A 25,390-nucleotide genomic window follows, 5' to 3' on the forward strand; every position below is an offset into this window, starting at 1 on the left:
GTGTGACGCGCTGTCGAGGTGGGCCGTACTGTTTTACCACAGCGGCGCACAATCGGCGATAGATGTCCCTCCTGTTCGACCACGTCATCGGGTCGTTTGCCCTCGACGACGCGTCGTTGTGTGCCGTTACCGACGCTGCTCTCGACGACAGCGGCGATGTCGTCCCCGCGCGGCCCGTTGCCGAGTTTGCGGCCCACCACGACGAGCTCGCCCATCCCGCGGAAGACTGGGTCTGTATCCCATTACACGAACCAGACTCGGCGCGACCGACGGGAGAGTACGTCGCCTTCACTGACCACTCGTTACACGGACAGATTTTCGTCTTCGAGCGCGACGGCGAGCGGGACTTCGTCGATGCGGACGGGTTCGGAGCCACGAGGCTGGCCGACCGTCTCCGGTTCTGGCACTCCGACTACGTCCCGGAAACGTACCCACCCTCCTACGACGCACCGATAGACGACAGCGAACCGCCCCGAAATCCGATCCCGTCGGCAGAACTGATCGACGGCTTGCGGTCTCACGTCGAGCGCGAACGTGCGGCGACTCGCCAGCAAAACCGAGAGCGCGCCGAACGGCGCTCACCTGCCGAGGTGTACGGGGCCGGTGGTGATGCAGTCCCCGACCTGCACGCGCGCGGCCGAGATGACGGAGCGTATCGGTTTCGCGTCGACCCACCCGCTGACATCGCCGCCGAGTGGGACGGTGACTGGGCGTTTGTCGTCGAATCCGTGTTCGGCATTCACGAGGGAAACGAGGTGCTGATTCACGCCGAGAGGGAGCGCGGACGCGGCGACGACCCGTTCCCTGTCCCGGCGACAGTCGAGCGCATCCGCGGGCGTTCGGTCTGGCTCGCGGTGGACTGGGGCGAGGTCGACGGGGCGACAACACTCGAAAGCGCACTCACTGACAGTGATGCCACCTACGGGCTCACGGCGCTGCTCAATCCCGTTCCGTTCGACCGCGAACGTGCGGCGATTGAGTTGCTGACCGACCACCGATTTCGGGCCGTACTCGCCGGCGACCGGCCGATAACCTTCTCGAACGGGGCTGCCGCCCGGAGCGACCAGTTCGACGGGGAACTGAACCAGGAGCAGCAACTGGCTGTCGAGCACGCGCTGCTGGCCGACGACCTGTTCTGTATCCACGGCCCACCGGGGACAGGGAAGACGCGGACGCTCGTCGAAATCGTCCGGCGGGCCGCACAGGCCGGTGAGGATGTGCTGGTGTGTGCGGACTCGAATCAGGCCGTCGACAACCTCGTGGCAGGGTCGTCGACGGGTGACGGGGCCGACCCGCAGTCGCTGCACGCCTATGGCCAGCACGGCGACGGCGACTACACCCTCGACCGCGTGAACGCGAGCCAGTCAGCAAACGATGTTGTGGGGCGCGCCTACAGCGACGTACCCGGGCGGGCTGACGTAGTGGCGGTAACGAACAACAGCGCCGCGACGCTCGCCAGGGAGTTCGACCTGGTAGTCCTCGACGAAGCAACGCAGTCAACCTGCGCAGCGTCGTGTATCCCGCTGGTCCGGGCCGACCGCGCCGTCCTCGCAGGCGACCACCGACAGCTCCCGCCCTACAGCGCCAGCGACGAACCGCCGGCGTCGAGCTACGGCCACTCGCTGTTCGAGCATCTCTACGCTGACGGCGGCATCTACGAGGGTGTCGGCCTCCAGCTACAGACCCAGTATCGAATGCACCGCGACATCGCGTACTTCCCGAACCGTCGGTTCTACGACCGGACGCTACGGAACGGTCGCGCCGTCGACCCGCTCCCAGACAGGCCGGCGCTTGAAGGGTACAACGTCGGCGGTCGGGTCGAAACCGCCGGGCACTCCAAGGCGAATCCCACCGAAGCCCGCCTCGTCGCGCATCTCGTTCAGGACCTGCTGGCAGACGTACCTGCCGAGGAAATCGGTGTCATCACGCCGTACAGCGCGCAGGTGTCACGCATCCGGGAGATGCTCGCAGAGCGAACCGACGCCGGAGACGGAGTGACTGTCGACACCATTGACTCGTTTCAGGGCGGCGAACGGACAGCCATCGTCCTCTCGCTCGTCCGGAGCAACGCCGACGGAACCGTTGGGTTCCTCGGGCGGCCGGTCGACGGCCCCCGGCGGCTGAACGTCGCGCTCACGCGGGCCAAGCGCTACTGCGCCGTCGTCGCCGACTGGCACACACTCCGTTACGACGCCGACGGGAAGTGTACGGATCTCTACAGCGACTTCTACCAGTTCGTCTCGAACACCGACCGCCTGAACGACGTGGACCCCGAATTCATTCCGGTGTAGCCGGCCAGCGACCGCACAACTGCGATGGGTCCAAATACGTCCGACACAACTGTCTCATATGTACACGGGGAAGACCGAGAAGGCATGCTGTCTGTGCGGGAATCCCGACACTGAGACCCGTCTCGATCTGCCGCCGCGGGCGGTCCCGCTGCTCAAGCACGCAGACCCAATCGCCTGGCAGGACATCGTCGGCGAGGTGTCCATCTACTTCTGTGGCTCCGACTGGGAGACGGTGCGGGACCTCGTGTTAGAGACCGGAATGAGCCCGCTGTCGCGGTGTAACGCCGCCCGAGCTTCCTTCGATCTCCGTGAGGATTTCGAGGCACTGCTGAATGACATCCGAGACGAACCGGACCATACGGAAATCGAAGCCGAAATGCGCGCTGAGGCCGCGGAGACGCTGGCGAACCGCGACGACCCATACGTCGAGGAGCGGGATCTCGTGGAGGCCCGTGTTATCGAATGGGTGTTCGAAGACACCGAGCGCGAGTAACCCGACGAAGGCAGCGGCATGGCCCCGTATCCAAACTGTTTTGACCACCCGTAGCCGTGTGTCAACCGATGACTGTACGCGTAGGTGTGCTCGGTGCGACTGGCGCGGTCGGGCAGCGACTTATCCAACTGCTTGACCCCCACCCCGAGTTCGAGATCGCAGCACTGACCGCCAGCGACGCAAGCGCTGGCGAGACATACAAGGACGCCGCAAAGTGGCGCGTCAACTCCCCGATTCCCGAAGACGTGGCCGGGTTAGAAGTCCGCGCCACCGACCCGGATTCGGTGCCTGACGACGTCGATCTCATCTTCTCCTCACTCCCGTCGAGCGTCGGCGCGGAAGTCGAACCGGAGTTCTGTGAGGCCGGCTACACAGTCTCGTCGAACTCCTCCAACGGCCGGATGGACGAGGACGTGCCGCTCATCATTCCCGAGGTCAACGCCGACCACGTCGACCTCCTGGAAGTCCAGCGTGACGAGCGCGGCTGGGACGGCGCGCTCCTGAAGAACCCGAACTGCTCGACGATCACGATGGTCCCGCCCCTGGCCGCGCTGGACCGCGAGTTCGACCTGACCGACGTGCGCGTCTCGACGCTCCAGGCCGTCTCCGGTGCGGGCTACTCTGGCGTCACATCGATGGAGATCATCGACAACGCCATCCCGCACATCGGCGGCGAAGAGCAGAAGATGGAGACCGAATCGCGCAAACTGCTTGGCTCGTTTGACGGCGCGGAGGTCCACCTCAACGAGATGGACGTGGCCGCCTCCTGTAACCGCATCCCGACGCTCGACGGCCACCTCGAAAACGTCTGGGCCGACACCGCCGAGGACATCTCTGCGGCCGACGCCGAGGCCGCGATGGAGTCGGTTACCGGCATCGACCTGCCGTCTTCGCCGGAGAAACTCATCACGGTGTTCGAGGAACCCGACCGCCCACAGCCACGCCTCGACCGCAACGTCGAGGACGGCATGGGCGTCGCAGTCGGCGGGTTCCGCGAGACGACGGACGGCGTCCAGTTCAACTGCCTCGCGCACAACACGATGCGCGGTGCCGCCGGTGCGAGCGTGCTGAACGGCGAACTGCTGAACAAGCGCGGCTATCTGTAACGGTCACGCTCGCCGAGCGCCGTTCTTCCGAGTCGCACGAGAACTGCTAGGCGATCCGATATTTTTTCACGGCCAGACTCGACTTCTGGCATATGGTCTCCCGCGATACGAAGCTTCAGATCGGGGTGGTGAGCGCTGTCGTCCTCGTCTGGGCGCTCCTGTTCCGGGCGGTTCCACTCGGCCCTGTTGCCTCGGTCGTGCTCGTCGCAGCTACGTACTTCGCCGTTCTGGCTGGCACACACCTGTATCTCGCGCTGGCAGGTGATAGCGAGACGCTTCCGGTCGCGGCCCGCTGGCGGTACATTGGGCTCGCGGCGGTAGTGGCCGTAGTCGAACTGCTGCAGGGTACCGTCGGGAGAACTAGCCTCGGGAGCGTTACAGTCTCGCACCTACTCGGCGGCGTGTTTGGTGTGACCGTCGTCTCGTATCTGGTGTACGAAGCCCGCGCTGGCCATCTCGCCAGCCGGCAGTGACTACAGTTCGATCTGGTTTCTGAGCCCGTCCCACTCGCCGGTTCGCTCGGCCTGCCTGACGTTTTCGGCCACAATATCGGCCAGTCGATCGTAGTAGCTCGGCGTGTGGCCGGCGTTGTGTGGCGTGATGAGGACGTTCTCGAAGTCCCACAGCGGGTGGTCGCCGGGCAGCGGTTCGGGGTCGGTCACGTCCAGTGCCGCGCCGCCGATGTGGTTGCGCTGTAGCGCACTGACCAACGCGTCGGTATCGACAACGGGGCCACGGGCGACGTTGGTGAGCACCGCTTCGGGGGGCATCGTGTCGAACACCGCTTCGTCGACGAGGTGGTGTGTCTCGTCGGTCAGCGGGCAGGCGAGTCCGACGTACTCCGTATCGGCGACGGCCTCGTGAATCTCGTCGAAGCCGTACACCTCGTCGGTGGGGCCGCCCTTCTCCGGCGAGTAGCGGACGCCGACGGTCTCCACGTCGAACCCTTGCAAGCGGTCGACGATGGCCTGCCCGATTTCGCCGAGGCCGACAACGCAGACGCGGCTGCCAGCGAAGTCGTCGGTGTGGAACGACTGCCAGACGCCCTCGCGCTGGTGGCGGCGGGCGGTGAAGAAACCGCGGGCGAAGGCGAGCCACGAGCCGACGACGTTCTCGGCGACGTTCGGGCCGTGGACCCCGGAGGCCGTCGTCAGGGCGATGTCGCGGTCTGCCAACTCCGACAGCGGAAGGTGGTCGTATCCAGCGTACGTCCCTGCAAACAGTTCCAGGGCGTCGGCCGCATCGACCAGTTTCGGCGAAACATCATTACCGGTCAGGACTGTCGCCTCCGCAATCAGGTCGCGCTCGGCGTCTGGTGTCTCCGCGACGGTGATGTCCCACTCGGGCAGTCGGTCCCGGAGCGCAGTCGCGTACTGGTCGACCGGCATCCCATGAACGTCGTATCTCATCACGACGATATCGGCCATTGAACCCCTCCTGTGGCGTGCGGAGCCATACCGGCTGTTCCACGCGGGGGCCTCAAAACGGTGCCGGCAGACCGCTGGTCGCACGCCAAGGCTGGTGTTGGTATTTCTACATCTAGAGAGTAGGAGAATTACCAGCCTGAATTAGTAAAATTTGTAGTAATAGTACACCGATATCTTAGCATATTTGTAGGATGACCAGCGTATGAGTTCCAAGAGATGAGGAGACCGACGAGCATTGTGGTGGTCGATGACGACGAGGACTACAGACAGCTCTACAAGCTCTGGCTTCCGGACGAATACGAGGTTATAGAAGCGGAAGACGGCCGTACAGGGTTACAGTGCATCGACGACACAACCGATGCGGTATTGCTGGACCGCCAGATGCCGGACCTGAGCGGCGCAACGGTCGCGGAAAAACTCCAACAGCGGACAGTTACCCCTGCGGTCGTCATGATCAGTAGCGTCAAGCCTGACGTGGATATTCTGGATATCCCCGTGGATTCGTATCTCAGAAAGCCCGCTGACCGGGACACTCTGCTGTCGGTTCTTTCGACCGTTCGTACCCGGTGTGAGTACGAGGCGAAACGCCGCGAGCTCCTGGGCCTCGCCGACCGCCGAGCAACAGTTGCCGACGCTGTCCGGGCCACAGCGCTCGCTGAGAGCGACGCGTACCAGCGGGTCGTCAAGCGGCTGGAGCGACACGACGTATCACTCGGCGGCGCAGTGTCCGGACCGTAGCGCGCAGGGCGTTCCAGTTCAGTCCGGTGAGCGCGTCACACCGTAGTTTCGATGCAAGACAATAGGTTTTAGCGGGCGCGGGACACCGTAGCGGGTATGGAACACGTAGACGTCGCCATTGTGGGTGGTGGCCCGGCCGGCTCGTCGGCGGCCGAGGCCGCAGCCGACCACGGGGCCGACGCCGTCCTCCTCGAAAAGGGGGTCCCCAGAGCCGACCGCGAGGGGGCGGGACCGGACTCGACAGATGCCGCCGGATTGCTCGATTACTGGTTCGACATCATGGGTATTCCCCGGTCCGAGTTCCCCGAGGACGTGGTGTTGAGCGAACTCGACGGGGCGAAGTTCTATGGTCCCTCGACGGAGATGACGCTCACGGAGACCGGGATTAGTTCTAGCGCCGACAGCTTTGGCATCACGTTTCACCGAGCGCGGTTCGACGACTGGCTCCGCAGACGGGCGACGGAAGCGGGCGCGGACTACCGCGTCGGTGTCAGCGTCACCGGCGTCGAGACCGACCTGCGGAGTTCGCCGCGACACACCGTTCGATTGGCCAACGGCGAGGACATCGCTGCGGAGTACGTGATACTCGCGGATGGCCCCCAGCGAACCGTCACCGGCGGGACGCTCGATCAGTTTCTCCCAGACGGGCAGACGATGGCCGACATCATGCCGTCGAACAAGGTCAATCACATCGCCTATCAAGAGCACCGCCGGATGCCGGAGGAACTGTTCACACCGGAGTTCATCGAGTTCTGGTGGGGCATCATGCCCGGCCACACAGCGTATCCGTGGATTTTCCCAAACGACGCCCCGGTCGCCCGCATCGGTCTGACGATGCCTATCGGGCTGAATATCGACGCGTACGACCGCAGCGAGTGGGACCTGCTCAAAGCGAGCGACGACAGCATCCCGCAGGGACGGCAGTACATCGAACGGCTGCTCGAACGGGAGTTTCAGGCGTACGACCTCGACGACTTCCCGCTCGTCGAGGACCGGGGAAAATCGAAGGGCACAGAGACGTACCCTATCTCCTCGACCCGCCCGATAGAGTCCCCAGTTGGTGCCGGCATTGCCGTGGCCGGTGGGGCAATGGGGACTACGTCAGCGTTCCACGAGGGCGGCGACCACGTCGCCGTTCGCACTGGGAAGATCGCCGGCCGCCTCGCCGCGAACGACCGCCTCGAACGCTACAACGACGCCTGGCACGACGCCATCGGCGACGAAATCCTCCGGAACGTCACCTTCGCGGACATGGTGCGGGACTGGCGGCCCGGCGACTGGGACCGGGCCTTTACCACCGCCAACGACCTGATGGACGCCCGCGGCATCAAGGCCGACGCAGCGCTCCGTGGCGGCTTCAACGGCATCAAGATGGTTCTGGCTTACAAATGGGGGAAGTTCTCCTACCGTAACGGCAAGTACGTCCAGTTGCGCGAGGACGACTACGCCGTCTGAACGTCACCCTTAGGTGTCCCACCGGCGAAATGCATCTGCGTGCCTTTAATCCCCGGCTGAGACCCGTCACCGGGACAATGACGACCCGGAGAACCCGGGCACGCGACATGACCGCGGTTCACACCGCATCTGGTCGCCGTATCCGGCGACCCGCCAGACGGTTGCACCGTCTGGGCGTTCGGTGATTACGCCGTAATCACCCGCGCTCGCGGCTGACGCCGCTCGCGCACTTGGTCGTCTGTGGACGACCCGCCCGGCACGAGGGTTTGCCGGCTGACGTGGCACACCGCCGAGGATGATGCCGGACGTTAGTGTTCCGGGCGACATGCTACTGTTAATTGGAGACGGAGGTGTGTCCCGAGAGCGTCGGAAATCGTTCTGCGAGCCGGCTACGCAACACTCGATGTGAGCAGGATTGTGGCGGCCACTGGCTCTGCCCGTCGCATCGGCTCAGTTCGTATCTGGGCCAGCGGGTAAGCAGTTCGACGAAGGCCTGTTCGTCCTCTCTGAACGTAGTTGACCGGTGGACGGGCAACGAAACAGGCTGTCTCGAATAGCCTACCGTTGAGTTCGATTTTCGCATCGATGGACCAGTTGCTACTCCACCGCTGGTATGCAGCGTCGGCATCCAGCCCTTGCTGCTCAGTGTTGTAGACGGAGAGCAGGCCGTCGGATTCGCCGATTTTCGGCAGTAGGGGTGAGACGAAGATGTGCTATCGCCGGGCGGTGAGAGACAGGTCGCCGCTGGTATCCCTTGCGAATACAGGGCAGGAAATCATTCAAGTCAGGTACGGACCTGCCAGATTGCGGACCTGGTGGGATAGGCCGGTCAGAAGCCGCTGATACCGAGCACGGCCGGAGCGGACGAGAGGTCCCCGCTGAATTTCACGAAGACGTACAGGCCAGTAAACAGCGTCGCGTTGTACGCGCCGTGGATGAGTGACGGGACGACGATGTTGTCCGTGTACTCGTAGGTGGCGCCGAGGATGAGCGACGGAACGAGAAGGGCACCCACCCCGACGAGTTTCCCCGTGACCGATCCGCCACTAAGGGCGGGGTAGTGAATGCCGGCGAAGATGACGCTCGCGATAGTGACGCCCGAGATCGGGCCGAAGTAGTCCCGAATGCGGCCCTGAACGACACCGCGGAACAGCAGTTCCTCGCCCGGGCCGATGAGGAGGAAGGAGGCAGGAATCAACAGGAGGAGGACATCAGGGTTTTCCATGCCAATCTCAGCCGCCTGATTGGTTGCCGTTTCGATCCCGAACAGCGAGACGAGTGTCGTGATAATGGTGGCAACCACCACGAGTCCGCCCATCGCGCTGACGTAGCCCAGCACGACGATGCCGGCCTCACGGAGACTCGGTACAGCAATGCCGATACTGAATGCGCCGGTGTCCGGTGCATAGGAGAACACCTCGCGGACTTTCGCTCTGATTACCGGTCTGAGTTTGATGTACGTGTACGCGATGACCGGACAGCCGATTCCCTGAACTGTTATCAGTCCGAGGACCAGCGTCTGTACTTGCGTTATCTGTACTCCGGCACCGAGTGAGAGGAAAAAAGCGATGCTGAGAAGCAGGATCGAGCCGAACCCGAGTCCTATCACACCCAGCGAGAGCGCCGAAAAAAGCGTAAACCCGTACTGGAAGGCCTGTAGAACCGGACGGTCGCGGGTCGCCGTTGCCATACGCTACCTTGGTCGTGGCGATGTGTAAACAATTCGTTTGGTATCGGTGTCGCGACCCGCGTTCAGTCGATCCGCTCGCCGGCCGTCACTGCGGCATCGAGCCAGTTCGACTCCGGCGGCAACGGGCAGGAGAACGTGTCGCTGTAGGCACAGAACGGCGAGTAGGCGAGGTTGAAATCCAGCGTAATCTCGTCGCCGTCGCTCAGGTCGCGGTCGGGTTCCAGCTCCATGTATCGACCGCCGTCGTAGCTCTGCTGGCCGGTGGTCTTGTCCCGGAACGGGACAAAGAGCGTCCGTGACTCGTCGGCGGCCTGCCGGAACGCGTGGAGTTCGCGGGACTTGCCGTCGAGGTCGAACGACAGTGTTGCGACGTGGAGATAGCGCACCGTCCGGTCGTCGCTCGTCTCCAGATCGACCGACTCCGGTGTCTCGTGAACGGTAACGGTCGCTTCGACCCGATAGTCGGGGTCCGGGTCGAAGTAACTGAGTCCGTCGAACTCGTCGCGTTCCTCGGGCGGAATCGGTGATTGGCGATGCTCTGCGAAGAAGCGGTCTTTCTCGGCCCGGTTGGCCTCCAACTGCGCTGCCCAGTCTTCGGTGTCTTCGTCCATACTGAGACGGTGGTGGCCACGCAGTTTCAGTCCGGCGACTCAGCGACAGCTCGGCAATATCGTGTCGTGAGGGAGTGAATACCTTATTATACGTATAGTCCAACTCGATAACTACACAGGGGTGTGTATGGAAGCGACGTTCTACGGTATTCTGGGGGTAGACCCAGATGCCACCGAAGAGACGATAGTCCGCGCCTACCGGGAGCAGACGAAAACGCATCACCCGGACGTGAGTGACGACCCTGCCGCTAGAGACCGGTTTAAGCGCCTCACGCAGGCGAAAGACGTGCTCACAGACGAGGCCGAGCGAGCGCGATACGACCGGCTCGGCCACGACGCATACGTCAACAGGCACGTCGACAGCGTCGCGGACGGAGGTACAGCCACGGGCGGTGTCAGTGACATCGCACAGCAGTACGTCGACCAGCGAGCCGACGCAGAGACGGCAGGCGAGACAACGGCGAAAGCGACACAGCGGCCAACCCAGACCCGCGGTGGAAGCACGGGCTACGGGACTGCCGCGGAGTACTACCGGCCCGGCGAGCGGGTTCGGCCGGCACAGCCGTCGGGAGTCGAGACACTGCTCGAGTCACTGCGACGTGTCGGGCCGTGGCTGTTCGTCCATCTGGCACTGCTGGTCTGTACGATCATTGCCGCCGTACTGCTCGCAGTCGGTGGCCTCACTGGAGACCTCTCACCGGTCGTCGCCGGTGTCATGGCAGCCTCGATGGTGACCATCTCGCTCGCCGTCTCGGCGACCCATGTCCTCACACACATCTCGGGCTGACTGGCACGGAGCGGTTCGCACAGCGGCAGTTTCGAGAGCCAGCAGACGCGAAGCCGGCAGCACAGCCACATTCACGACAGCGGCCGGAACCAAACAGCGGTAACGAGGACGGCCAGCAGAAGATACGAGCCGCGGATCAGCAGCATCGTCGCAGTTTCAGGGTCGCCCCGCTGGGCGATAGCCGCGACCGTCCCGAAGACGACCGCAGCCGCCGCAGCACTCGGCGGGACCCCGGGCAATGCCACAGACAGCCCAACGATTCCGAGAAGGCCCGCTCCGAACAGACCGAGCGCGAGTCGCCGGGCGTCTTGATGGCCAAGTACGACGGCGACGGTGCGTTTCTGTATCGACCGGTCGTAGTCGTAGTCCTGCTCGTCGTCGATTATCTTGATGCCGGTCAGCAACAGCAGAAACACGGCGGCGAGACCGACAGCACGCGGCGTCAGCGTCGTCACTTGTGCGTAGTAGCCGCCCAACAGTGACAGCGCGATACCCGTCGGGTAGCCCATCGTCGCACCGATAGGGTTCATGTCCAGTTGTGGCGCGTGGGTGTAGCCGATAACCCATGTCGGTAGCGTCAGCAGCGCCGCGCCGGGACCGACCAACAGCCAGATAGCTGCCGTGCAGAGCGCAAAGCCGACGCCAGCGCCGACCAGCGCCATGCGACACCCCGAGCCAGTGAGAGGGTGGTCGTCGTCCTCGCCGCGGACGTGGAAATCGACGTAGCCGTCCTTGACGTGGGCCGTGTAGACGGCGAAGAACATCGCACTCGCGTGAAGTGCGGCCACCGGGGGCCAGAACCCACCGGAAAGCAACCCCCCGAACAGCGAGGTCGCAAGCGGTGGCAGCATAAACACCGGGTGCACCTGCGAGGCCAGGGCACTCACGGTCGCGAGCGGACCGGTCTCGTGTCGGGCGACTGCCATACGGACTCAAGGTACGGCTGTGGCAAAAATCCCCAGCCGCGTTGTTTCGGTACTACCGCCAGTTCGAGCGGTCGAGCACGAAGCCAGAAATGTGCGAGGCCAGTTCTCTGGCGGCCTGTTCGCTGTCCGCGTGGAGTTCACCGGACACCGGGCCGGCTTCGCCGCCGACGCCCTCCGTCTCCGAGATCGGGTCCGTCGTCGTCGGATACGGTCGGCGGGACCGGACGCGGTCCCGGAGTTCCTGAACGGTAGCGTCCGAGAGTTCGTATGACAGATGCTGGAGGTCGTATCGAACGATGAATCCCCGCGTCGCGTCTCGGACGGCGAGGACCGGGTGGCCCCGGTCCCGACAGCGCTCCCAGATCTCGCGCTGGTGGTCCCGCGTAGCATACACCGGCACGTTCGACGGTGCGAGGTGTTCCATTGGTCGTTTGTAGGGACTGGAGGTGTATTACCTTTCGGCAGTGCCTCGCCGGTAGAAACGCCATGCAGGAAATGTTTAGGGTCAGGGCCGTGTCCACAGAATTGCTATGGCAGATATTGAAATCGAGAGTACGTGCGAGGAAGGATACACAGTCGAAAGCGTCATCAACGGCGAATGGGAGCTTATCGTCGACGCGCTGAGCGAGAACGGCCCGTCGCCGAACGAGGTTCTGGCCGCCGATTACGCCTCCTGTTATATCCCGGCGCTGCGCGTCGCCGCCGACAAGTACGGCCACGAAGACATCGGCAGCGTCGACGTCGAAGTCGCCGCAGGTCTCGACGAGGATGACGACCTAGAGTATATCGACTTCCATGTCGAGGTCGAGGAGTCACTCGCAGACGAGGAACAGGACATCGTTGAACTCGCCGAGGACATCTGCCACGTCCACTCGGCGCTGCAGGACGAGCTACACGCGGAAATCACTATCGAGTCCGGCGTCTGAGCGGGCAAGGGCCGGGGTTATTTTCGCTGGTAGCAGCCCCGTCGTCGTTACTCCGGGAACAGCAGGATAACCGAGGACGTGTTGTGATAGCCGGTGTAGTCCTCGTCGGCCGAGCAGACTTCGCCGTAGGTTTCGAAGCCGGCGAAGGGCGCGTCGATAGCGCTGTGAATCGTCTCGACGGCGTCGTCGAAGTCGTCGCCGAGAATCATCGCCCGGCAGGCGCAATCGTAGACGAATCCGCCCGCGACATTTCCACCGCGGAGTTCATTGGCGGCGTTGGTGGCGGCGTTCCGGACCGCATACACCTGGTCGGATTTGTTGCTATGTGTCACCCGCACTTCCGTCCCCTCGGAGACAGCGACGGCGAAATCCAGCGGCCCATCGGTGTCGGTTGTATGGCCCGGCCATCGGATGTTGTATCCCGTCGTCGAGATGAGTTTGCTCTCGATGAAGGTCTTGATTCGTGAGGCGAGTCCGTCCGCGTCGGCATCAGGTTCCGATTCGATACCGAGTTCGTAGCGGCCGAGCAACATGACGAGGTCCTCGGACCCTGCTTCCAACTCGTCGACATCGATGTCGTACGTCTCCATCGCATCCTCCCGAATCGCGTCCCGCCAGGCCTCGAACGCGGGCCTGCCGTCGAGTTCGTACACGGTGCTGCCCTCTGCTCGGGTTACCGTCATCGCCTCGGAGATCGGTTCGTGGCCGTGGTTGACTGTCACGGGAAGCGGGTCCTCTGAGGCAATGAGCGCGAGGACGACGGCGTCCGTCTCGACGCGGTCGTTCCGGAAGACGTGGGTCTGCTGTAACTGGAGGTCGTCACCCGCAGACCCGCCGACAACCGGCGTCTCCTCATCGTCGAGGTACTGCTCGGTGAGCCGAGTGACTTTGTTTCCGATTCCGGCCATGCCGTCGTGGAGATTGATGACCGTCCGATGCGGATACCCCTCGACAGTGGCGTCCTCGCTCGCAGGGAGGTCATGGACGGCTTCGAACAGACAGCGTTCGGGGTCAGCGCTCAGTTCGGTCGACAGGCTGGAAAAGAACCGCATCGAGTCCGACGAGACGACACCGACTGTGACAGTTCCGTTCCCCGAACCGGATTCAGTGAACTCTCCGGAGGACGAACAGCCCACGATTTCGGTGTCCGAACCGACAACACTCCGAGCACCCCACAGCACCGCCTCGTAATCGTACCTCGGAGAGCAGAAAATCTGACAGAAGTCCGGTTCGCTGGCCGATATACCGGCCATGGCATCCCGTATGGCGTCCATCGCTGCGGCATCGCCCGAGTCTCCCGTCGCCTGCCCTGTCCCAAACTCAGTAGTCATTGAGATGCAAGTATATCGTGGGCTAACTTAACATATTGGAACCGTTTTGAAAATAACAAGGCAGGGTAGTGGCGTCACTCGAAGGCCCGGGAGTCGCTCCAGAAGCGGTACGCCTTATCGTAGACCACCACACGGAGCGGGAAACGCTCATACCGTCGGCCCGCAAACACCAGTCCATGAGTGACTCAGACTGGACCGACCGCATCGCCGGCGAACGGATGACGGTCGACCAGCAGTTCAACGAACAGGTCAAAGCGTCGTCGTTCTCCAGCCAGCAGTGGGGGCTGGTGATGACTGCCGTCGAGTTCGAGATCGAGAACCCGGAGGACCCGGACGCCGCTCGGATCGTCGCCGATACGTCGAAACTCTCCAGCGTCATGCCGGAGATGGAACGGGTCGCCAACCAGGGACCGATGGCCGGTCCCGGGGGCGACCAGTCCGGGAATTCGGGCGGCGGCCTCCTCTCTGGCGTCAAGGACGCGCTTGGACTGGGCGGGTCCGGTGGCGGGGACAAGCAACAGAAAGAAGAGGCGGCCCGGCTCGCACAGGCGTACGCTGAGCAACTACAGGAGAAACTGGAGTCGAACGGGCGCTGGAAGTCTGTCTGCGAGCAGGCACAGGGTTAGTCGCCGCTGTGAAACAGTGTTAGCTCCTCGGCCTCGTAGATGTTGATAAGTTCCGTCACGATGTCGTCGTACGACTCGTCCTCGACGCGAAGGTCATCGAGGCGCTCCACTGTCTCGGCATCCAGTTCCACGGATGGCATATCTGAACCTTTCAGTGGAACACACTTAATTCCCGCCCACAATCAAAAACAAACGCGAACAGTAGTAACAAATCAGAACCGAAAACGGTTAATGGTCGTTCTCGGTAGAAACACGACACATGCGACCACTGGGTGACTCACCGCTTGTACGGAACGACAAGACGCTCGTGCTGGCCCACGACCACGGACTGGAACACGGTCCCAAGCAGTTCAGCGGCGTCGAGGAGCGCCTCGACCCGCGTGAGGTGTTCGAGATGGCGACCCACGACGCCGTGACGGCGCTGGCCGTCGGGAAAGGCCTCGCCGAGACGTACTACCCGAGCTACGAGGACGACGTGAATCTCCTTGCGAAGCTCAACGGCGGCTCGGACCTCTGGATGGGTGACCCGTACTCGCCCCAGAACTGGTCGGTCGAGTACGCCGCCGAACTCGGTGCCGACGCCGTCGGCTACACCATTTATCCGGGCGTCAACCGCGAGACCGACATGTTCGAGGACTTCCGCCCGGTGCAGGAAAACGCCCGCGACCACGACCTGCCCATCGCCATGTGGTCGTACCCACGCGGACAGGCCATCAAGGAGCACCGCAGTCCCTCGACCATCGCCTACGCGGCCCGTATCGGGCTGGAACTGGGCGCTGACTTCACGAAGGTGAAATACCCCCGCGACAAGGAAGCGATGGCCCACGCCGTCCGCTCGGCGGCCGACAACCGTGTCCTGCTCTCCGGCGGGTCGAAGACTTCCGACCGCGACTTCCTCGAACTCGTCGAGGACTGCATGGACGTCGGCGTCGCCGGCCTCGCCGTCGGCCGCAACGTCTGGCAGCGCGACGACCCCTACGACATCCTCGACAAGCTCGAAGGCGTCATCTTCGAGGACGCGACCGCCGACGACGTCCTGTAGGCCATGGACGAGGAGACGCGCCGAGCCGTCGCCGCGGCGGACGAGGCGTTGCCTTACAGCGACGCGCTCCCCGACACTATCGACACCGGCCGGGTCGTCTTCGGCTTCGACGGCTACCTCGACCGCGTCCGGGAGGTCGTCGCCGACCGCATCGACCCCGAGAGCCACGAGCGCCTCGCCACGCTGGAGGGCTTCGGCGACCGCATCGACCGGTCCGTCGCCGCCGACAGTTCGCTTTCCTTCGAGTGGCTCCAGCAGGGCAACCGGACCGGCGGCCACACCAGCCACCTCGCGCGGGCCTTCGGCGGCTGGTCGTTCGACCCGGTGATGGTCGGGATGTACGGCGACCCGGTCCACGAGGCCTTCGAGTCGGAGTTCGGCGACTACGAACTCCACTCGCTTGGCGAACCCGGCGTCACCGACGCCGTCGAGTTCGACGACGGGAAGCTCATGCTCACCGAAATCGGCGACACGATGACGCTGGACTGGGCCGAACTCGACGCGGCCTTCGGCCACGACCGACTGGCTGAGACGCTGGACGGCGCGAGCCTGTTAGGGACCGGCTACTGGTCGGAGACGCCGGACCTGCCGACGGTCTTCGACGGTCTGCGCGACCTCTGGGGCGACATCGACGACCCGCCGGGGACGGTGCTGGTCGACCCCGGCGACGTGCGCAAACTCGACGCCGACCGCCTGCGGGCCGGCCGCGAGGCCATCGGCCGACTGGACGAGGTGACCGACGTGGTGGTCACCTCGAACCGCGCCGAGACGGGCGTGCTCGCCGACGCCTACGCAGGGGAAGGGGAGCGCTCGTTCGCCGAGGACGCCGAGGCGGTGTACGACGCGCTCGCGCCGACCTGGTTCGTCGGCCACGGCGTCGAACGCTCCGTCGTCGTCTCGGAGACGGGCACCGACAGCGTGGCCGTCCCCGCCGTCTCTGACCCGGAACTGACGACCAGCTCCGGCGACCACTTCAACGCCGGGCTCGGCCTCGCCCGCATCGCCGGCCTCCCGTCCGCCGCCGCCGTCGTCGTCGGCAACGCCGTCGCCGGCTACTTCGTCCGGACCGCCGACCAGCCGTCGCTGGCCGACGTGCGCGCGTTCGTCGACGACTACCTCGAGAAGTTCTGAGCGCCCCGCTTGGAGTTCTATTTCTGCGCGAAGCCCCGTCTTAGAGCCGCCGTACCGTCACACCGTCTCGGAGCGAGTCGATATCCGCTGGGTCGGGGACGGCCGTTCCGGCCCGCTGGACGACCTGCGCGGAGACGGCCACGCCGGTCCGGAGCGCCGTCTCGTCGTCCGCGCCGGCCTCCCAGGCGCTCAGGACGCCCGAGAGGAGCGCGTCGCCGGCCCCGACGGTGTCGACGACGTCGACGTCGAGCGCCTCGGCGTACAGACGGCCCGCGTCGCCGACGAGGACCGCGCCGTCCGGGCCGAGTGAGGCCAGCACGCGGTCGAAGCCCCGCTCACGGAACGTGTCCGCCGCGTCCGCACACCCCTCGACGGTGGACACGTCGGCCCCGGTCGCGTCGCCGAGTTCGGCGCGGTTGGGCTTGCAGAGCCCGTACTGGGCGTCGAGGGCCCGGAGCACGTCGCCGCCGGTGTCGACGACGGTCTCCCAGTCGCCGCCGGCCGCGATGCGGTCGATGGCCTCGGGGGACAGCCCCGGCGGCAGGCTCCCACCGACGAGCACGCGGTCGGGAGACTGCGCTCGCACCCGTTCGAGCAGCGAGTCGGCGACAGCCTCCTCGACGGTCGGCCCGGCCTGGTTCAGTTTGTACTCCTCCGCGGCCGCGATGGCGGTGGTGTTGATCCGGGTTGTCCCGTCTACGTCGACGAAGGCCGTCTCGACGCCGTCGCCCTGCAGCGTCTCCCGGATGAACGAGCCGGTGAACCCGCCCAGCAGTCCCGTCGCGACGCAGGGCCGGTCCATCGCGGTGAGCAGTTGCGCGGCGTTGATACCCTTCCCGCCCGCGTCGAACTGCGCGCTGTCGGCCCGCATGACGCGGTCGGGGGCCATCTGTTCCTCGAACTGGACTGTCTGGTCGACTGCAGGGTTGTAGGTGACGGTGACAATCATGTGCTGACCTCCTCAACGGGCACGTCGGCGTCTGCGAGCGCTGTGGCGAGTGCCCCCGACGGGCTGGCGTCGGTGACGAGCAAATCGACCTGGTCCAGGTCGGCGAAACTGACGAAGCTCCGGTCGCCGAACTTCGACGCGTCGGCGACCAGCACGACCCTGCGGGCGCGTTCGACCATCAGTTCCTTGACGGCCGCCTCGTCCTCGTTTGGCGTCGACAGCCCGGCAGCGCTGTCGAGGGCGTTGGTCCCCAGGAACAGCAGGTCGAAGTTCATCCGCTCGATGGCGCGCTCGGCCGTCGGGCCGACGAGCGCGCGGGTTCGGGGCCGCAGACTGCCACCGGTGAGTTTGGCGTCAACGTCCCGTTCGGCCAGTTCTGTCGCGAGGTCCGGCATGTTCGTCGCCGCGACATAATCACTGTCCGGAACCGCACGGGCCACTTCCATTGTCGTCGAACCCGCGTCGAAACAGACGACCTGTCCCTCCCGGACCTCCTGCGCGGCTCGCTCCGCAATCGCTTGTTTCTCGGCGTAGTGGTCGACCTCACGCTGGCCGTAGGGTCGTTCGGTGCCGACAGAGGACGCCGGTACCGCGCCGCCGTGGGATCGCTCGATCCGGCCTTCGGATTCCAAATCCCGGAGGTCGCGGCGTATCGTCGCCTTCGAGAACTCCAGTTCCGCGGCCAGCTCCGACACTGAACAGCCGTCTCGCTCTGTCACCAACTGGACGATAGTGCGCTTTCGCTCGGCCGGGAGCATTCTTTCGGGCGTGATTGTTTCGCTTCGGTTTTACCTCTTTCTATTGGACCGTGCTTGTTTCTGCCCAGATAGAACGCGAGAAAACTGCTTACAGTTCGTCGATAACCGCGGCGGTTACGTCCGCAGTAGACGCGTCGCCGCCCAGATCCGGCGTTCGAGGGCCTGAGTCGAGCACGGACTCGACAGCCGTTCGGACTGCATCGCCCTGTTCGTCGTAGCCGAGGTGGTCGAGCAACATCGCTGCGGAGAGAATCATCGCTGACGGGTTAGCGATGCTCTCACCAGCGATATCGGGCGCGGAGCCGTGAACCGGCTCGAACAGCGCGTTCTCCTCGCCGATGTTGGCCGACGGCAGCAGGCCGAGGCCGCCGACGAGGCCCGCAGCAAGGTCCGACAGCATGTCGCCGGCGAGGTTCGGACAGATGACGACGCCGTAGTCCTGAGGGTTCATCACGAGGTGCATCGCCAGCGCGTCCATCAGCGCGGTGTCGTAGGACGCCCCCCGGTCGTCGCCGACCGCCGAGGCCGCATCGAGGAACAGGCCGTCGGTGGTGCGCATGACGTTGGCCTTGTGGGCGATAGTCACATCGTCGTAGTCGTTTTGCTTCGCGTAGCTGAAGCCGTACTCGGCGATTTTCTCCGAGGCGTCCTCAGTGATGACACGCGTGCAGGTGGTGACGCCGTCGGCGATTTCGCTCTCGATGCCCTTGTAGACGCCCTCGGTATTCTCCCGGATGAACACGATGTCGGTGTCGGGCTGGACGGCGTCTAGACCAGGATACGAACGGGCTGGGCGGACGTTGGCGAACGAGCCGACAACCTGCCGGAGCGGCAAGATTACGTCGGCCGCCGTCTCACCGGCCGCGCCGAACAGCGTCGCGTCGGCGTCAGCCGCCAAGTCACGCGTCTCCTGCGGGAGCGCCTCGCCGGTTGCTTCCTTCACTGCGTCGCCGGCCTCGCCCTCAATAAAGTCGAAGTCGACGGTATCGATGGCCTCCAGCACTTCCACCGCAGCGGGTGTGACCTCCTGTCCGATTCCATCGCCGGGAATAACGGCTATCTCGTGTGTCATGGCGGGAGGGACGTACCCGCCCGGTGAAAGTGGTTCGGTTCCAACTATCTCCTGCGAATCGCCGGTGCACCACATGCGAGTGACCGGTTCGCGCTATCGGCGCGGCAGCGAAGAAAACGACAGACAGTGGACACGCTCAGGGGAATGGCACGGGTGACCAGCGGACGACGTGAGCGTGTGGAGGGCCGAAGCGAATCAGGGGTGATCGCTGGCGACCCGTGCGCAACTGTTCGTAGCGATGGTGGCTATGTATGTTCTATCTCAATACTACGAACACAGTTGATACTATGTATACTAACAATACAATCTGTGCTACTGGTGTACGCCATGGACTGAGACAGACTACCAGAGTCATCTACGAATACGGTCCTCGCAACCGCCCGCCAGCTATCGGTACAGCATCGCCTGCGCGACCTTCTCACCGCGGTAGTAGCCGGGTGCGGTGGCAACTGTCGCTGTCTTCGTCTCTCCTTCGACGGTCACCACGCGGTACTCCCGTTCCGGAACCGAGATGTCCTCACGCATCAGCCGCTGGAACCGCTTTCGAGCCGCCTCCCGGTCGTCGGGGTGCAAAAAGTCGCTCGCCTTCTTCCCAGCAATCTCGGTGAAGGAATCCGCATCGAGAAATGCGACGGCCGCCTCGTTAGCGTACAGAGCTTCCCAGTTATGATCAAAGAGGAGGATCGGGATCGGTGCAGTGTCGACGAGATTGTGGTATCTGTCTTCCGTGCGCCGCACCGCGGTTTCGGCTCGACTGCTCCGGACCGCGTTCCTGACCCGGTTTGCCAGCACGGTGTACTGCTCTGTCCCGGTCCCCTTCTGGAGGTAATCGGTGACCCCGGCCGAAATCGCTCGGCTTGCGATTTCTTCCGAGCCCTTGCCGGTAAACAGGAGAAACGGGAGTCCGGGATAGTCGTCTCTGACCAGTTCGAGAAAGTCCAGCCCGTCCTTTTGCGGCATATCGTAGTCACTGACGACGCAATCGACCCGGGCGTCCTGAAGCACTGTCAGCGCGTCATCAACGCTCGTCGCGGTCTCAACGGAGAACGCGTCGTCTTCCCGTTCGAGGAACTCCGAGACGATATCGGCGAAGCCGGAATCGTCGTCAACGTGGAGCACTCTGATGTTATCTATCGAGAAGTGGTCCATGCGGGCGTCTCCCAACTGTATGCAGGTATCGTGTGAAACCACGAAAGCGTTGGGTTGTATTTTAGATGGTATGACAATCGAGACAACAGAAGCTCAGAGCTTGTGTCGGAACGCGTGGAGGACGTTCTCTCCGGTCTCGGTCAGTTCCACCTGCTTCGTCCGACCGACATCGTTGACCTCAATGTAGCCGTCTTCGACCAGCGGGTCGACGATGTTGGCGTTCAACAGCGCGAACTTCGCTTTCTCGTTTGCCGGGTCCGCATCGTCGATGAACGAAAGCCGGGCGTCCTCAGCGAACCCGATGAGGTCCGATTTCTTTGCCGTGTACTTGTCTGTATTTGTCCGCGTGAGATAGTCCAGCACTGCGACCTGGTCACGGGAAATGGCTTCGATGGGGTACGAGGGGAGGACCTCCGCGCGGTCCATCCCGCGTGTGAGAGGCTTCGCTGAAATCGGTGGGACGTGTTCTTCTGGGTGGACGTAGTAGGCCGTCGCCGCTGTGGCCATACATGCGATTGCGCTCCCGATAGCTGCCACCTTGGGTCCTGTAGAGACGTTGACGCGTACGATGTCCTCGGGATGGTCGGCGGTCAGTGTCGTGACCTCGGCCAGCACATCATACAGGTCGTGTAAATCTGTTTGTCGTAGTTCGACGCTGACACCGTCGGCGTCCAGTTCTTCGATAAGTGCTTGCTGATACGGTGTCAACCGTGACAGCTCCGGCGTCGCCGTGAGGAGGTATACGTCGTCAGCGTTGTGCTGGTGAATCGGCTCGGTGACCCGGTCGCGTTCGTGTCCCAGCGGCGCGATGTGTATCTCCCGAATCTGGTCCATGCGGGAAGAACGCGCCCCGCACAGCTATTGGTCTTGCCATCTCCGGGACAGAAGATCACTGGACGACCGCTACGGCGGTATCGTCCGAAATCCAAAATAGCGGGCGTCGCTCAGTCGTCCGCTTCGATATCTGACCGCGTCTGGTCGAGATACGGCAACTGTGAGGCCGTCTCTTCGATGGCGTTCTTGTTGGCCTTCATCAGCGCCGTCGTGTCCCAGTTGCCCTCGACGAGAGCCTCGCGCTGGGCGCGGTCAACGCTGACGTCGATCTCGTTGTCGCCGTAGGTGACAGTCTCCGCTCGCACGTCAACCTCAATCTCGCCGTCGGGGTTGTCATCAACCCACTGCTGGAGCGCGTTGATGGTCTCGTGGTCGGCGGTGACCGTCGGGATGCCGAGCGCGAGACAGTTCCCGGCGAAGATCTCTGCGAAGCCCTCGCCGATGATGGCATCGATGCCCCAACGCATCAGGGCCTGGGGCGCGTGTTCGCGGGAGGAGCCACAGCCGAAGTTGTTGTTGACGACCATCACGTTCGAGTCCTGGAACCGCTCCTCGTTGAACGGGTGGTCCTTCTCGTTGTCCTCGTCGTCGAACCGCAGGTCGAAGAAGGCGAACTCGCCCAGCCCGTCGAAGGTGACGACCTTCATGAACCGCGCCGGGATGATCTGATCCGTGTCGATGTCGTTCCCGCGAATCGGGATGCCGGAACCCTCGACGTAATCGACCGACGGGATGTCCTCAGTGGGGTCGCTCACGCTAAATTCACCTCCTTCAGTTCGCGCACGTCAGAGACCTCGCCAGTGATGGCCGCGGCGGCCACCATCCGGGGGTTCATCAGGACCGTGCGGCCGTCCTTGCTGCCCTGCCGACCGACGAAGTTCCGGTTGGAGGAAGAGGCACAGGCCTCGTCGCCCTCCAGTTGGTCCTCGTTCATGCCCAGGCACATCGAACAGCCGGCGTTTCGCCACTCGAAGCCGGCCTTCTCAAAGATGTCCTTGAGCCCTTCTTCCTCGGCGGCGCGCTGGACGCGCTGGCTGCCGGGGACGACGAACGCGCGCACGTCGTCGGCGACTTCTCGGCCCTTGACGATGCGAGCCGCGCGTCGCAGGTCGGGGAGTCGAGCGTTCGTACAGGAGCCGAGGAAGGCCACGTCAATGTCGTAGCCTTCCATGGTCTCGCCGGGCTCGACGCGCATGTGCTCCTGAGCGCGGCGGGCGGTGTCGACCTTGTCGTCGGCCAGCGACTCGGGTTCCGGAATCGGGTCGTCGATGCCGATGCCCTGGCCGGGTGTGGTTCCCCAGGTGACGACCGGGTCCAGTTCGCTGGCGTCGATTTCGACGACGTCGTCGTATTCGGCGTCGTCGTCCGAGCGGATGGACTCCCAGTACGGCTTGAGTTCCTCGAACTTCTCGGGGTGCTCCTGGAAGTAGTCCGTCTGCTCCAGCCACTCGTAGGTGGTCTCGTCGGGGTTGACGTAGCCCGCGCGAGCGCCGCCCTCGATGGACATGTTACAGATGGACATCCGCCCCTCCATGTCGAGGTTCTCGATGGTCTCGCCGGCGTACTCGTAGACGTAGCCGACGCCACCCTCGGTGCCGAGCCGGCGGATGATTTCGAGGATGATGTCCTTGGCCTCGACGCCCTCGTCGAGTTCGCCGGAGACCTCTATCTTGCGGACCTTCTGTTTCTCCATCGCGATGGTCTGGGTGGCCAGCACGTCCCGAATCTGGCTGGTCCCGATACCAAAGGCGAGCGCACCGAAGGCACCATGAGTCGATGTGTGGCTGTCGCCACAGACGATAGTCTTGCCGGGCTGGGTGATGCCCTGCTCCGGGCCGATGACGTGGACGATCCCCTGATCGCCCGTCGTCGGGTCGGAAAACTGGATGCCGGCGTCGCGGACGTTCTCTTCGAGTTCGGCCATCATCGTCTCGGCCGCGTCGTCGCTGTAGGGCCGGTCCTGGTTCGCGGTTGGGACGATGTGGTCAACTGTCGCGTGGGTCAGGTCCGGGCGCGCGACTTCGAGGCCGCGCTCTTTGAGCATACCAAAGGCCTGCGGGCTGGTGACCTCGTGAATGAGGTGCAGCCCGACGAACAGTTGGTCCTGACCGTTCGGCAGGGTTGTGACCTTGTGCTGGTCCCATACCTTGTCGTACAGCGTTCCCGAACTCATACTGTCTCGTCCCGTCCTTCAGTTCCGCGCTCGTACGCGCGGGTGACACCCTCGTCGGGAGCTTCGTGGTCGATGTCTTCCATCGTCTCGTCAGTCTCCTCCTCCGCATCGCGTTCGCCGCCGTCGGCAGCCACAACCGGGCCGCGGCGGAACACCGCGCCGAAGGTCCCGTTCGTCTCGGGGTGGGTGTGCTCGATGCTGCCCATCGTTGTGCGCGATTCGCTTTGTTCGCCGTCCGTCGTATCCGTGCGTTCGTTAGTCATCTGCTGGAGCTTCTGTCTTCTCTGCGTCGGCGTCCTCGCCCCACGCGAACAGTTCGCGCAGGTTCTCGCCGACGGCTTCGATCTGGTGGTTCTGTTCTGCGTCGCGATACTGCTTGTAGGCGGGTCGGTTGGCCTGGTTCTCGTTGATCCACTCGCGAGCGAACTCGCCGTTCTGGACCTCTTCGAGAATCTTCTCCATACCCTCGCGGTCGATGACTTCCTCGCCGCGGGTCAACCCACCGTACTCGGCGGTGTCGGAGACGGAGTTCCACATGCCCATGTGGCCGCCCTCGTACATCAGGTCGACAATGAGCTTGAGTTCGTTCAGACACTCGAAGTAGGCCATCTCCGGGGCGTAGCCGGCATCGACCAGCGTCTCGAAGCCGGCCTTGACCATCTCGGTGACGCCGCCACAGAGGACGGCCTGCTCGCCGAAGAGGTCCGTCTCGACCTCTTCCTGGAAGGACGTCTCGATGACCCCGGCGCGAGTGCAGCCGATGCCCTTGGCGTAGGCCAGGGACTCCTCCTTGGCGTTGCCGGTCGCGTCCTGATACACTGCGATGAGACCCGGCGTTCCCTCGCCGCGCTCGTAGGTCCGGCGCACGAGGTGACCGGGGGACTTCGGCGCGACCATCGTCACGTCCACGTCCTCCGGCGGTTCGATCTGGCCGTAGTGGATGTTGAAGCCGTGGGCGAACTGGAGCGTGTCGCCGGCGTCGAGTTCGTCCTCGATGGCCTCGTACACGGCCGGCTGAATCGTGTCGGGGACGAGCATCACGACGCGGTCTGCCTCACCGGCGGCCACGTCGGGGGTCTCGACCCGGAGGCCGGCGTCCTCGGCGTCGGCCCAGGAAGACGAATCCTCCCGGAGACCGACGATTACGTCTACGCCGGACTCGTGGAGGTTCAGCGCGTGGGCGTGGCCCTGCGACCCGTATCCCAGCACGGCTACGGTCTCGTCGTCGATAGTCGATACGTCAGCGTCCTCGTCGTAATAGACTGTTGTGGTAAGTTCGTCAGACATCTTTCTCTAATGTTTTCGGGCCGCGTTCCAGTGCGGCGGCCCCGGTTCGCACAATCTCCTGCACGTCGAACTGCTTGAACGCCTCGATGGCGGCGTCGATCTTCTGCTTGCTGCCCGTAATCTCGACGGTGACAGAGTCGGTCGACGCGTCGACGGCCTGCCCGTTGTACATGTCGGCGACGGCGTTGACGTCGTCGGGCTTCTCGCCGCTGACTTTCACCAGCGCGAGCTCCCGGCGGACGGCCTCGCCTTCGAGTTCCCTGACCGAGATGACGGGAACGAGCTTCCGCAGTTGCTTTTTCGCCTGGTCGATCCCCGGGTCCGGCTCCTCGATGAGGATCGTCATCCGGGCTGTGTCCTCGTCGACTGTTGGCCCGACGGTGAGACTTTCGATGTTGAACTGCCGCCGGCTGAACAGCGCCGACACCTCCGACAGCACGCCCGGTCGGTGTTTGACCAGCGCGGACAGCACCGCCTGGCGCGGTTCGTGTGTCACTTCGGCCTCGGGGTCGACGCGGATTCCCTGCGTGTTGCGTCGGCCCTTCGGGCGCATCCGTTCGTCCGGCGCGGGGCCTGGCATTCCTCCAG

28 protein-coding genes are annotated in these 25,390 nt (G+C 63.9%); 11 read left to right on the forward strand and 17 right to left on the reverse strand.

Features of this window, described 5'->3' with window-relative positions; translation table 11 throughout:
• Nucleotides 1–62 precede the first annotated feature (62 nt).
• The 4 genes from DVK00_RS08160 (at nucleotide 63) to DVK00_RS08175 (ending at nucleotide 4,363) form a co-directional block, all read left to right on the forward strand.
• The gene (locus DVK00_RS08160; RefSeq protein ID WP_121577562.1) at nucleotides 63–2,291 is read left to right on the forward strand and encodes an AAA domain-containing protein; all 2,229 of its coding nucleotides are present in this window, start codon (nucleotides 63–65) and stop codon (nucleotides 2,289–2,291) included.
• Between the two features lie 58 nt (nucleotides 2,292–2,349).
• Nucleotides 2,350–2,784 (forward strand): hypothetical protein, encoded by a 435-nt coding sequence (locus tag DVK00_RS08165; RefSeq protein ID WP_053968407.1) that lies wholly within the window; start codon nucleotides 2,350–2,352, stop codon nucleotides 2,782–2,784.
• 68 nt (nucleotides 2,785–2,852) lie between these two features.
• Entirely contained in the window at nucleotides 2,853–3,890 is a 1,038-nt protein-coding gene (asd, locus tag DVK00_RS08170) for an aspartate-semialdehyde dehydrogenase (protein WP_121536715.1), read from the forward strand.
• A gap of 92 nt (nucleotides 3,891–3,982) precedes the next feature.
• Nucleotides 3,983–4,363, forward strand: coding sequence for a hypothetical protein (locus DVK00_RS08175; protein WP_101349726.1), 381 nt, complete (start codon nucleotides 3,983–3,985; stop codon nucleotides 4,361–4,363).
• On the opposite strand, the gene DVK00_RS08180 is transcribed toward DVK00_RS08175, so the two are convergent.
• On the reverse strand, nucleotides 4,364–5,317 hold the full coding sequence (locus DVK00_RS08180; RefSeq protein ID WP_101349725.1) for a D-2-hydroxyacid dehydrogenase: 954 nt from the start codon (nucleotides 5,315–5,317) through the stop codon (nucleotides 4,364–4,366).
• A gap of 216 nt (nucleotides 5,318–5,533) precedes the next feature.
• Between DVK00_RS08180 and DVK00_RS08185 the strand changes: the two genes are divergently transcribed.
• Both DVK00_RS08185 and DVK00_RS08190 read left to right on the forward strand, forming a co-directional pair.
• Nucleotides 5,534–6,055: a response regulator transcription factor gene (locus DVK00_RS08185; RefSeq protein ID WP_101349724.1), complete on the forward strand. Its 522-nt coding sequence runs from the start codon at nucleotides 5,534–5,536 to the stop codon at nucleotides 6,053–6,055.
• Between the two features lie 96 nt (nucleotides 6,056–6,151).
• Nucleotides 6,152–7,510 (forward strand): NAD(P)/FAD-dependent oxidoreductase, encoded by a 1,359-nt coding sequence (locus tag DVK00_RS08190; RefSeq protein WP_101349723.1) that lies wholly within the window; start codon nucleotides 6,152–6,154, stop codon nucleotides 7,508–7,510.
• Nucleotides 7,511–8,339: 829 nt separating this feature from the next.
• Here DVK00_RS08190 and DVK00_RS08195 read toward each other — a convergent pair.
• Nucleotides 8,340–9,200 (reverse strand): CPBP family intramembrane glutamic endopeptidase, encoded by an 861-nt coding sequence (locus DVK00_RS08195; RefSeq protein WP_101349722.1) that lies wholly within the window; start codon nucleotides 9,198–9,200, stop codon nucleotides 8,340–8,342.
• Between the two features lie 62 nt (nucleotides 9,201–9,262).
• Nucleotides 9,263–9,811 carry a DUF1684 domain-containing protein gene (locus DVK00_RS08200; RefSeq protein ID WP_101349721.1) on the reverse strand — a complete coding sequence of 183 codons (549 nt, stop codon included), beginning with the start codon at nucleotides 9,809–9,811 and terminating at the stop codon, nucleotides 9,263–9,265.
• A gap of 127 nt (nucleotides 9,812–9,938) precedes the next feature.
• Here DVK00_RS08200 and DVK00_RS08205 point away from each other — a divergent pair, with 127 nt between their 5' ends.
• The gene (locus DVK00_RS08205; RefSeq protein WP_101349720.1) at nucleotides 9,939–10,598 is read left to right on the forward strand and encodes a DnaJ domain-containing protein; all 660 of its coding nucleotides are present in this window, start codon (nucleotides 9,939–9,941) and stop codon (nucleotides 10,596–10,598) included.
• Between the two features lie 71 nt (nucleotides 10,599–10,669).
• Here DVK00_RS08205 and DVK00_RS08210 read toward each other — a convergent pair whose 3' ends face one another.
• Nucleotides 10,670–11,524: a UbiA family prenyltransferase gene (locus DVK00_RS08210; RefSeq protein ID WP_101349719.1), complete on the reverse strand. Its 855-nt coding sequence runs from the start codon at nucleotides 11,522–11,524 to the stop codon at nucleotides 10,670–10,672.
• Between the two features lie 52 nt (nucleotides 11,525–11,576).
• Nucleotides 11,577–11,948, reverse strand: coding sequence for a hypothetical protein (locus tag DVK00_RS08215; protein WP_121536713.1), 372 nt, complete (start codon nucleotides 11,946–11,948; stop codon nucleotides 11,577–11,579).
• Nucleotides 11,949–12,054: 106 nt separating this feature from the next.
• Here DVK00_RS08215 and DVK00_RS08220 point away from each other — a divergent pair, with 106 nt between their 5' ends.
• Nucleotides 12,055–12,450 carry an OsmC family protein gene (locus tag DVK00_RS08220; protein WP_121536711.1) on the forward strand — a complete coding sequence of 132 codons (396 nt, stop codon included), beginning with the start codon at nucleotides 12,055–12,057 and terminating at the stop codon, nucleotides 12,448–12,450.
• A gap of 47 nt (nucleotides 12,451–12,497) precedes the next feature.
• Here the strand turns inward: DVK00_RS08220 and DVK00_RS08225 are convergent, their stop codons facing one another.
• Entirely contained in the window at nucleotides 12,498–13,781 is a 1,284-nt protein-coding gene (locus DVK00_RS08225) for an FIST signal transduction protein (protein ID WP_121536709.1), read from the reverse strand.
• Nucleotides 13,782–13,957: 176 nt separating this feature from the next.
• On the opposite strand from DVK00_RS08225, the gene DVK00_RS08230 reads away from it, so the two are divergent.
• The gene (locus tag DVK00_RS08230) at nucleotides 13,958–14,407 is read left to right on the forward strand and encodes a DUF5799 family protein (protein ID WP_121536852.1); all 450 of its coding nucleotides are present in this window, start codon (nucleotides 13,958–13,960) and stop codon (nucleotides 14,405–14,407) included.
• On the opposite strand, the gene DVK00_RS21670 is transcribed toward DVK00_RS08230, so the two are convergent.
• Entirely contained in the window at nucleotides 14,404–14,547 is a 144-nt protein-coding gene (locus DVK00_RS21670) for a hypothetical protein (RefSeq protein ID WP_170083691.1), read from the reverse strand. The two genes, DVK00_RS08230 and DVK00_RS21670, sit on opposite strands and share 4 nt — an antisense overlap.
• A 119-nt stretch (nucleotides 14,548–14,666) precedes the next feature.
• Between DVK00_RS21670 and DVK00_RS08235 the strand changes: the two genes are divergently transcribed.
• On the forward strand, nucleotides 14,667–15,449 hold the full coding sequence (locus DVK00_RS08235; RefSeq protein WP_101349715.1) for a class I fructose-bisphosphate aldolase: 783 nt from the start codon (nucleotides 14,667–14,669) through the stop codon (nucleotides 15,447–15,449).
• A gap of 3 nt (nucleotides 15,450–15,452) precedes the next feature.
• Entirely contained in the window at nucleotides 15,453–16,580 is a 1,128-nt protein-coding gene (locus DVK00_RS08240; protein WP_121536707.1) for a hypothetical protein, read from the forward strand.
• 40 nt (nucleotides 16,581–16,620) lie between these two features.
• On the opposite strand, the gene pfkB is transcribed toward DVK00_RS08240, so the two are convergent.
• The 10 genes from pfkB to ilvN all read right to left on the reverse strand — a co-directional run bounded on the left by pfkB (nucleotide 16,621) and on the right by ilvN (nucleotide 25,382).
• On the reverse strand, nucleotides 16,621–17,529 hold the full coding sequence (gene pfkB, locus DVK00_RS08245) for a 1-phosphofructokinase (RefSeq protein WP_121577563.1): 909 nt from the start codon (nucleotides 17,527–17,529) through the stop codon (nucleotides 16,621–16,623).
• Nucleotides 17,526–18,287, reverse strand: a complete 762-nt coding sequence (gene glpR, locus DVK00_RS08250; protein ID WP_101349712.1) for an HTH-type transcriptional regulator GlpR — start codon at nucleotides 18,285–18,287, stop codon at nucleotides 17,526–17,528. Before glpR ends, pfkB begins: the two co-directional genes overlap by 4 nt.
• Nucleotides 18,288–18,375: 88 nt before the next feature.
• Nucleotides 18,376–19,359 (reverse strand): isocitrate/isopropylmalate dehydrogenase family protein, encoded by a 984-nt coding sequence (locus DVK00_RS08255; protein ID WP_101349711.1) that lies wholly within the window; start codon nucleotides 19,357–19,359, stop codon nucleotides 18,376–18,378.
• Nucleotides 19,360–19,746: 387 nt separating this feature from the next.
• Nucleotides 19,747–20,508 carry a response regulator gene (locus DVK00_RS08260; protein WP_101349710.1) on the reverse strand — a complete coding sequence of 254 codons (762 nt, stop codon included), beginning with the start codon at nucleotides 20,506–20,508 and terminating at the stop codon, nucleotides 19,747–19,749.
• 93 nt (nucleotides 20,509–20,601) lie between these two features.
• Entirely contained in the window at nucleotides 20,602–21,342 is a 741-nt protein-coding gene (locus DVK00_RS08265) for a DUF6293 family protein (protein WP_101349709.1), read from the reverse strand.
• A 110-nt stretch (nucleotides 21,343–21,452) separates the two neighbouring features.
• Nucleotides 21,453–22,097 carry a 3-isopropylmalate dehydratase small subunit gene (leuD, locus tag DVK00_RS08270; protein ID WP_121510892.1) on the reverse strand — a complete coding sequence of 215 codons (645 nt, stop codon included), beginning with the start codon at nucleotides 22,095–22,097 and terminating at the stop codon, nucleotides 21,453–21,455.
• Nucleotides 22,094–23,515 carry a 3-isopropylmalate dehydratase large subunit gene (gene leuC / locus DVK00_RS08275; protein ID WP_101349707.1) on the reverse strand — a complete coding sequence of 474 codons (1,422 nt, stop codon included), beginning with the start codon at nucleotides 23,513–23,515 and terminating at the stop codon, nucleotides 22,094–22,096. The genes leuD and leuC overlap by 4 nt, the downstream gene beginning before the upstream one ends.
• On the reverse strand, nucleotides 23,512–23,778 hold the full coding sequence (locus DVK00_RS08280; RefSeq protein ID WP_101349706.1) for a hypothetical protein: 267 nt from the start codon (nucleotides 23,776–23,778) through the stop codon (nucleotides 23,512–23,514). Before DVK00_RS08280 ends, leuC begins: the two co-directional genes overlap by 4 nt.
• Entirely contained in the window at nucleotides 23,771–24,802 is a 1,032-nt protein-coding gene (gene ilvC / locus DVK00_RS08285) for a ketol-acid reductoisomerase (protein ID WP_121577564.1), read from the reverse strand. Before ilvC ends, DVK00_RS08280 begins: the two co-directional genes overlap by 8 nt.
• Nucleotides 24,795–25,382, reverse strand: a complete 588-nt coding sequence (gene ilvN, locus DVK00_RS08290; RefSeq protein ID WP_101349704.1) for an acetolactate synthase small subunit — start codon at nucleotides 25,380–25,382, stop codon at nucleotides 24,795–24,797. Before ilvN ends, ilvC begins: the two co-directional genes overlap by 8 nt.
• Nucleotides 25,383–25,390 lie beyond the last annotated feature (8 nt).

Origin of the sequence: Haloarcula sp. Atlit-47R (assembly GCF_003665985.1) — an archaeon.
Taxonomy (GTDB): Archaea; Halobacteriota; Halobacteria; order Halobacteriales; family Haloarculaceae; genus Haloarcula; species Haloarcula taiwanensis.

What these genes read in the sequence shown, in the direction of transcription:
- DVK00_RS08160 (WP_121577562.1), top strand. Translation starts at nt 63, where the DNA reads ATGTCCCTCCTGTTCGACCACGTCATCGGGTCGTTTGCCCTCGACGAC.
- glpR (WP_101349712.1), bottom strand. Translation starts at nt 18,287, where the DNA reads ATGCTCCCGGCCGAGCGAAAGCGCACTATCGTCCAGTTGGTGACAGAG.
- DVK00_RS08185 (WP_101349724.1), top strand. Translation starts at nt 5,534, where the DNA reads ATGAGGAGACCGACGAGCATTGTGGTGGTCGATGACGACGAGGACTAC.
- ilvN (WP_101349704.1), bottom strand. Translation starts at nt 25,382, where the DNA reads ATGCCAGGCCCCGCGCCGGACGAACGGATGCGCCCGAAGGGCCGACGC.
- DVK00_RS08165 (WP_053968407.1), top strand. Translation starts at nt 2,350, where the DNA reads ATGTACACGGGGAAGACCGAGAAGGCATGCTGTCTGTGCGGGAATCCC.
- DVK00_RS08180 (WP_101349725.1), bottom strand. Translation starts at nt 5,317, where the DNA reads ATGGCCGATATCGTCGTGATGAGATACGACGTTCATGGGATGCCGGTC.
- leuC (WP_101349707.1), bottom strand. Translation starts at nt 23,515, where the DNA reads ATGAGTTCGGGAACGCTGTACGACAAGGTATGGGACCAGCACAAGGTC.
- DVK00_RS08205 (WP_101349720.1), top strand. Translation starts at nt 9,939, where the DNA reads ATGGAAGCGACGTTCTACGGTATTCTGGGGGTAGACCCAGATGCCACC.
- DVK00_RS08240 (WP_121536707.1), top strand. Translation starts at nt 15,453, where the DNA reads ATGGACGAGGAGACGCGCCGAGCCGTCGCCGCGGCGGACGAGGCGTTG.
- DVK00_RS08230 (WP_121536852.1), top strand. Translation starts at nt 13,958, where the DNA reads ATGAGTGACTCAGACTGGACCGACCGCATCGCCGGCGAACGGATGACG.
- DVK00_RS08195 (WP_101349722.1), bottom strand. Translation starts at nt 9,200, where the DNA reads ATGGCAACGGCGACCCGCGACCGTCCGGTTCTACAGGCCTTCCAGTAC.
- DVK00_RS08225 (WP_121536709.1), bottom strand. Translation starts at nt 13,781, where the DNA reads ATGACTACTGAGTTTGGGACAGGGCAGGCGACGGGAGACTCGGGCGAT.
- DVK00_RS08265 (WP_101349709.1), bottom strand. Translation starts at nt 21,342, where the DNA reads ATGGACCAGATTCGGGAGATACACATCGCGCCGCTGGGACACGAACGC.
- DVK00_RS08190 (WP_101349723.1), top strand. Translation starts at nt 6,152, where the DNA reads ATGGAACACGTAGACGTCGCCATTGTGGGTGGTGGCCCGGCCGGCTCG.
- DVK00_RS08220 (WP_121536711.1), top strand. Translation starts at nt 12,055, where the DNA reads ATGGCAGATATTGAAATCGAGAGTACGTGCGAGGAAGGATACACAGTC.
- DVK00_RS21670 (WP_170083691.1), bottom strand. Translation starts at nt 14,547, where the DNA reads ATGCCATCCGTGGAACTGGATGCCGAGACAGTGGAGCGCCTCGATGAC.
- DVK00_RS08235 (WP_101349715.1), top strand. Translation starts at nt 14,667, where the DNA reads ATGCGACCACTGGGTGACTCACCGCTTGTACGGAACGACAAGACGCTC.
- DVK00_RS08210 (WP_101349719.1), bottom strand. Translation starts at nt 11,524, where the DNA reads ATGGCAGTCGCCCGACACGAGACCGGTCCGCTCGCGACCGTGAGTGCC.
- ilvC (WP_121577564.1), bottom strand. Translation starts at nt 24,802, where the DNA reads ATGTCTGACGAACTTACCACAACAGTCTATTACGACGAGGACGCTGAC.
- DVK00_RS08200 (WP_101349721.1), bottom strand. Translation starts at nt 9,811, where the DNA reads ATGGACGAAGACACCGAAGACTGGGCAGCGCAGTTGGAGGCCAACCGG.
- DVK00_RS08280 (WP_101349706.1), bottom strand. Translation starts at nt 23,778, where the DNA reads ATGACTAACGAACGCACGGATACGACGGACGGCGAACAAAGCGAATCG.
- DVK00_RS08175 (WP_101349726.1), top strand. Translation starts at nt 3,983, where the DNA reads ATGGTCTCCCGCGATACGAAGCTTCAGATCGGGGTGGTGAGCGCTGTC.
- asd (WP_121536715.1), top strand. Translation starts at nt 2,853, where the DNA reads ATGACTGTACGCGTAGGTGTGCTCGGTGCGACTGGCGCGGTCGGGCAG.
- DVK00_RS08260 (WP_101349710.1), bottom strand. Translation starts at nt 20,508, where the DNA reads ATGGACCACTTCTCGATAGATAACATCAGAGTGCTCCACGTTGACGAC.
- DVK00_RS08215 (WP_121536713.1), bottom strand. Translation starts at nt 11,948, where the DNA reads ATGGAACACCTCGCACCGTCGAACGTGCCGGTGTATGCTACGCGGGAC.
- pfkB (WP_121577563.1), bottom strand. Translation starts at nt 17,529, where the DNA reads ATGATTGTCACCGTCACCTACAACCCTGCAGTCGACCAGACAGTCCAG.
- DVK00_RS08255 (WP_101349711.1), bottom strand. Translation starts at nt 19,359, where the DNA reads ATGACACACGAGATAGCCGTTATTCCCGGCGATGGAATCGGACAGGAG.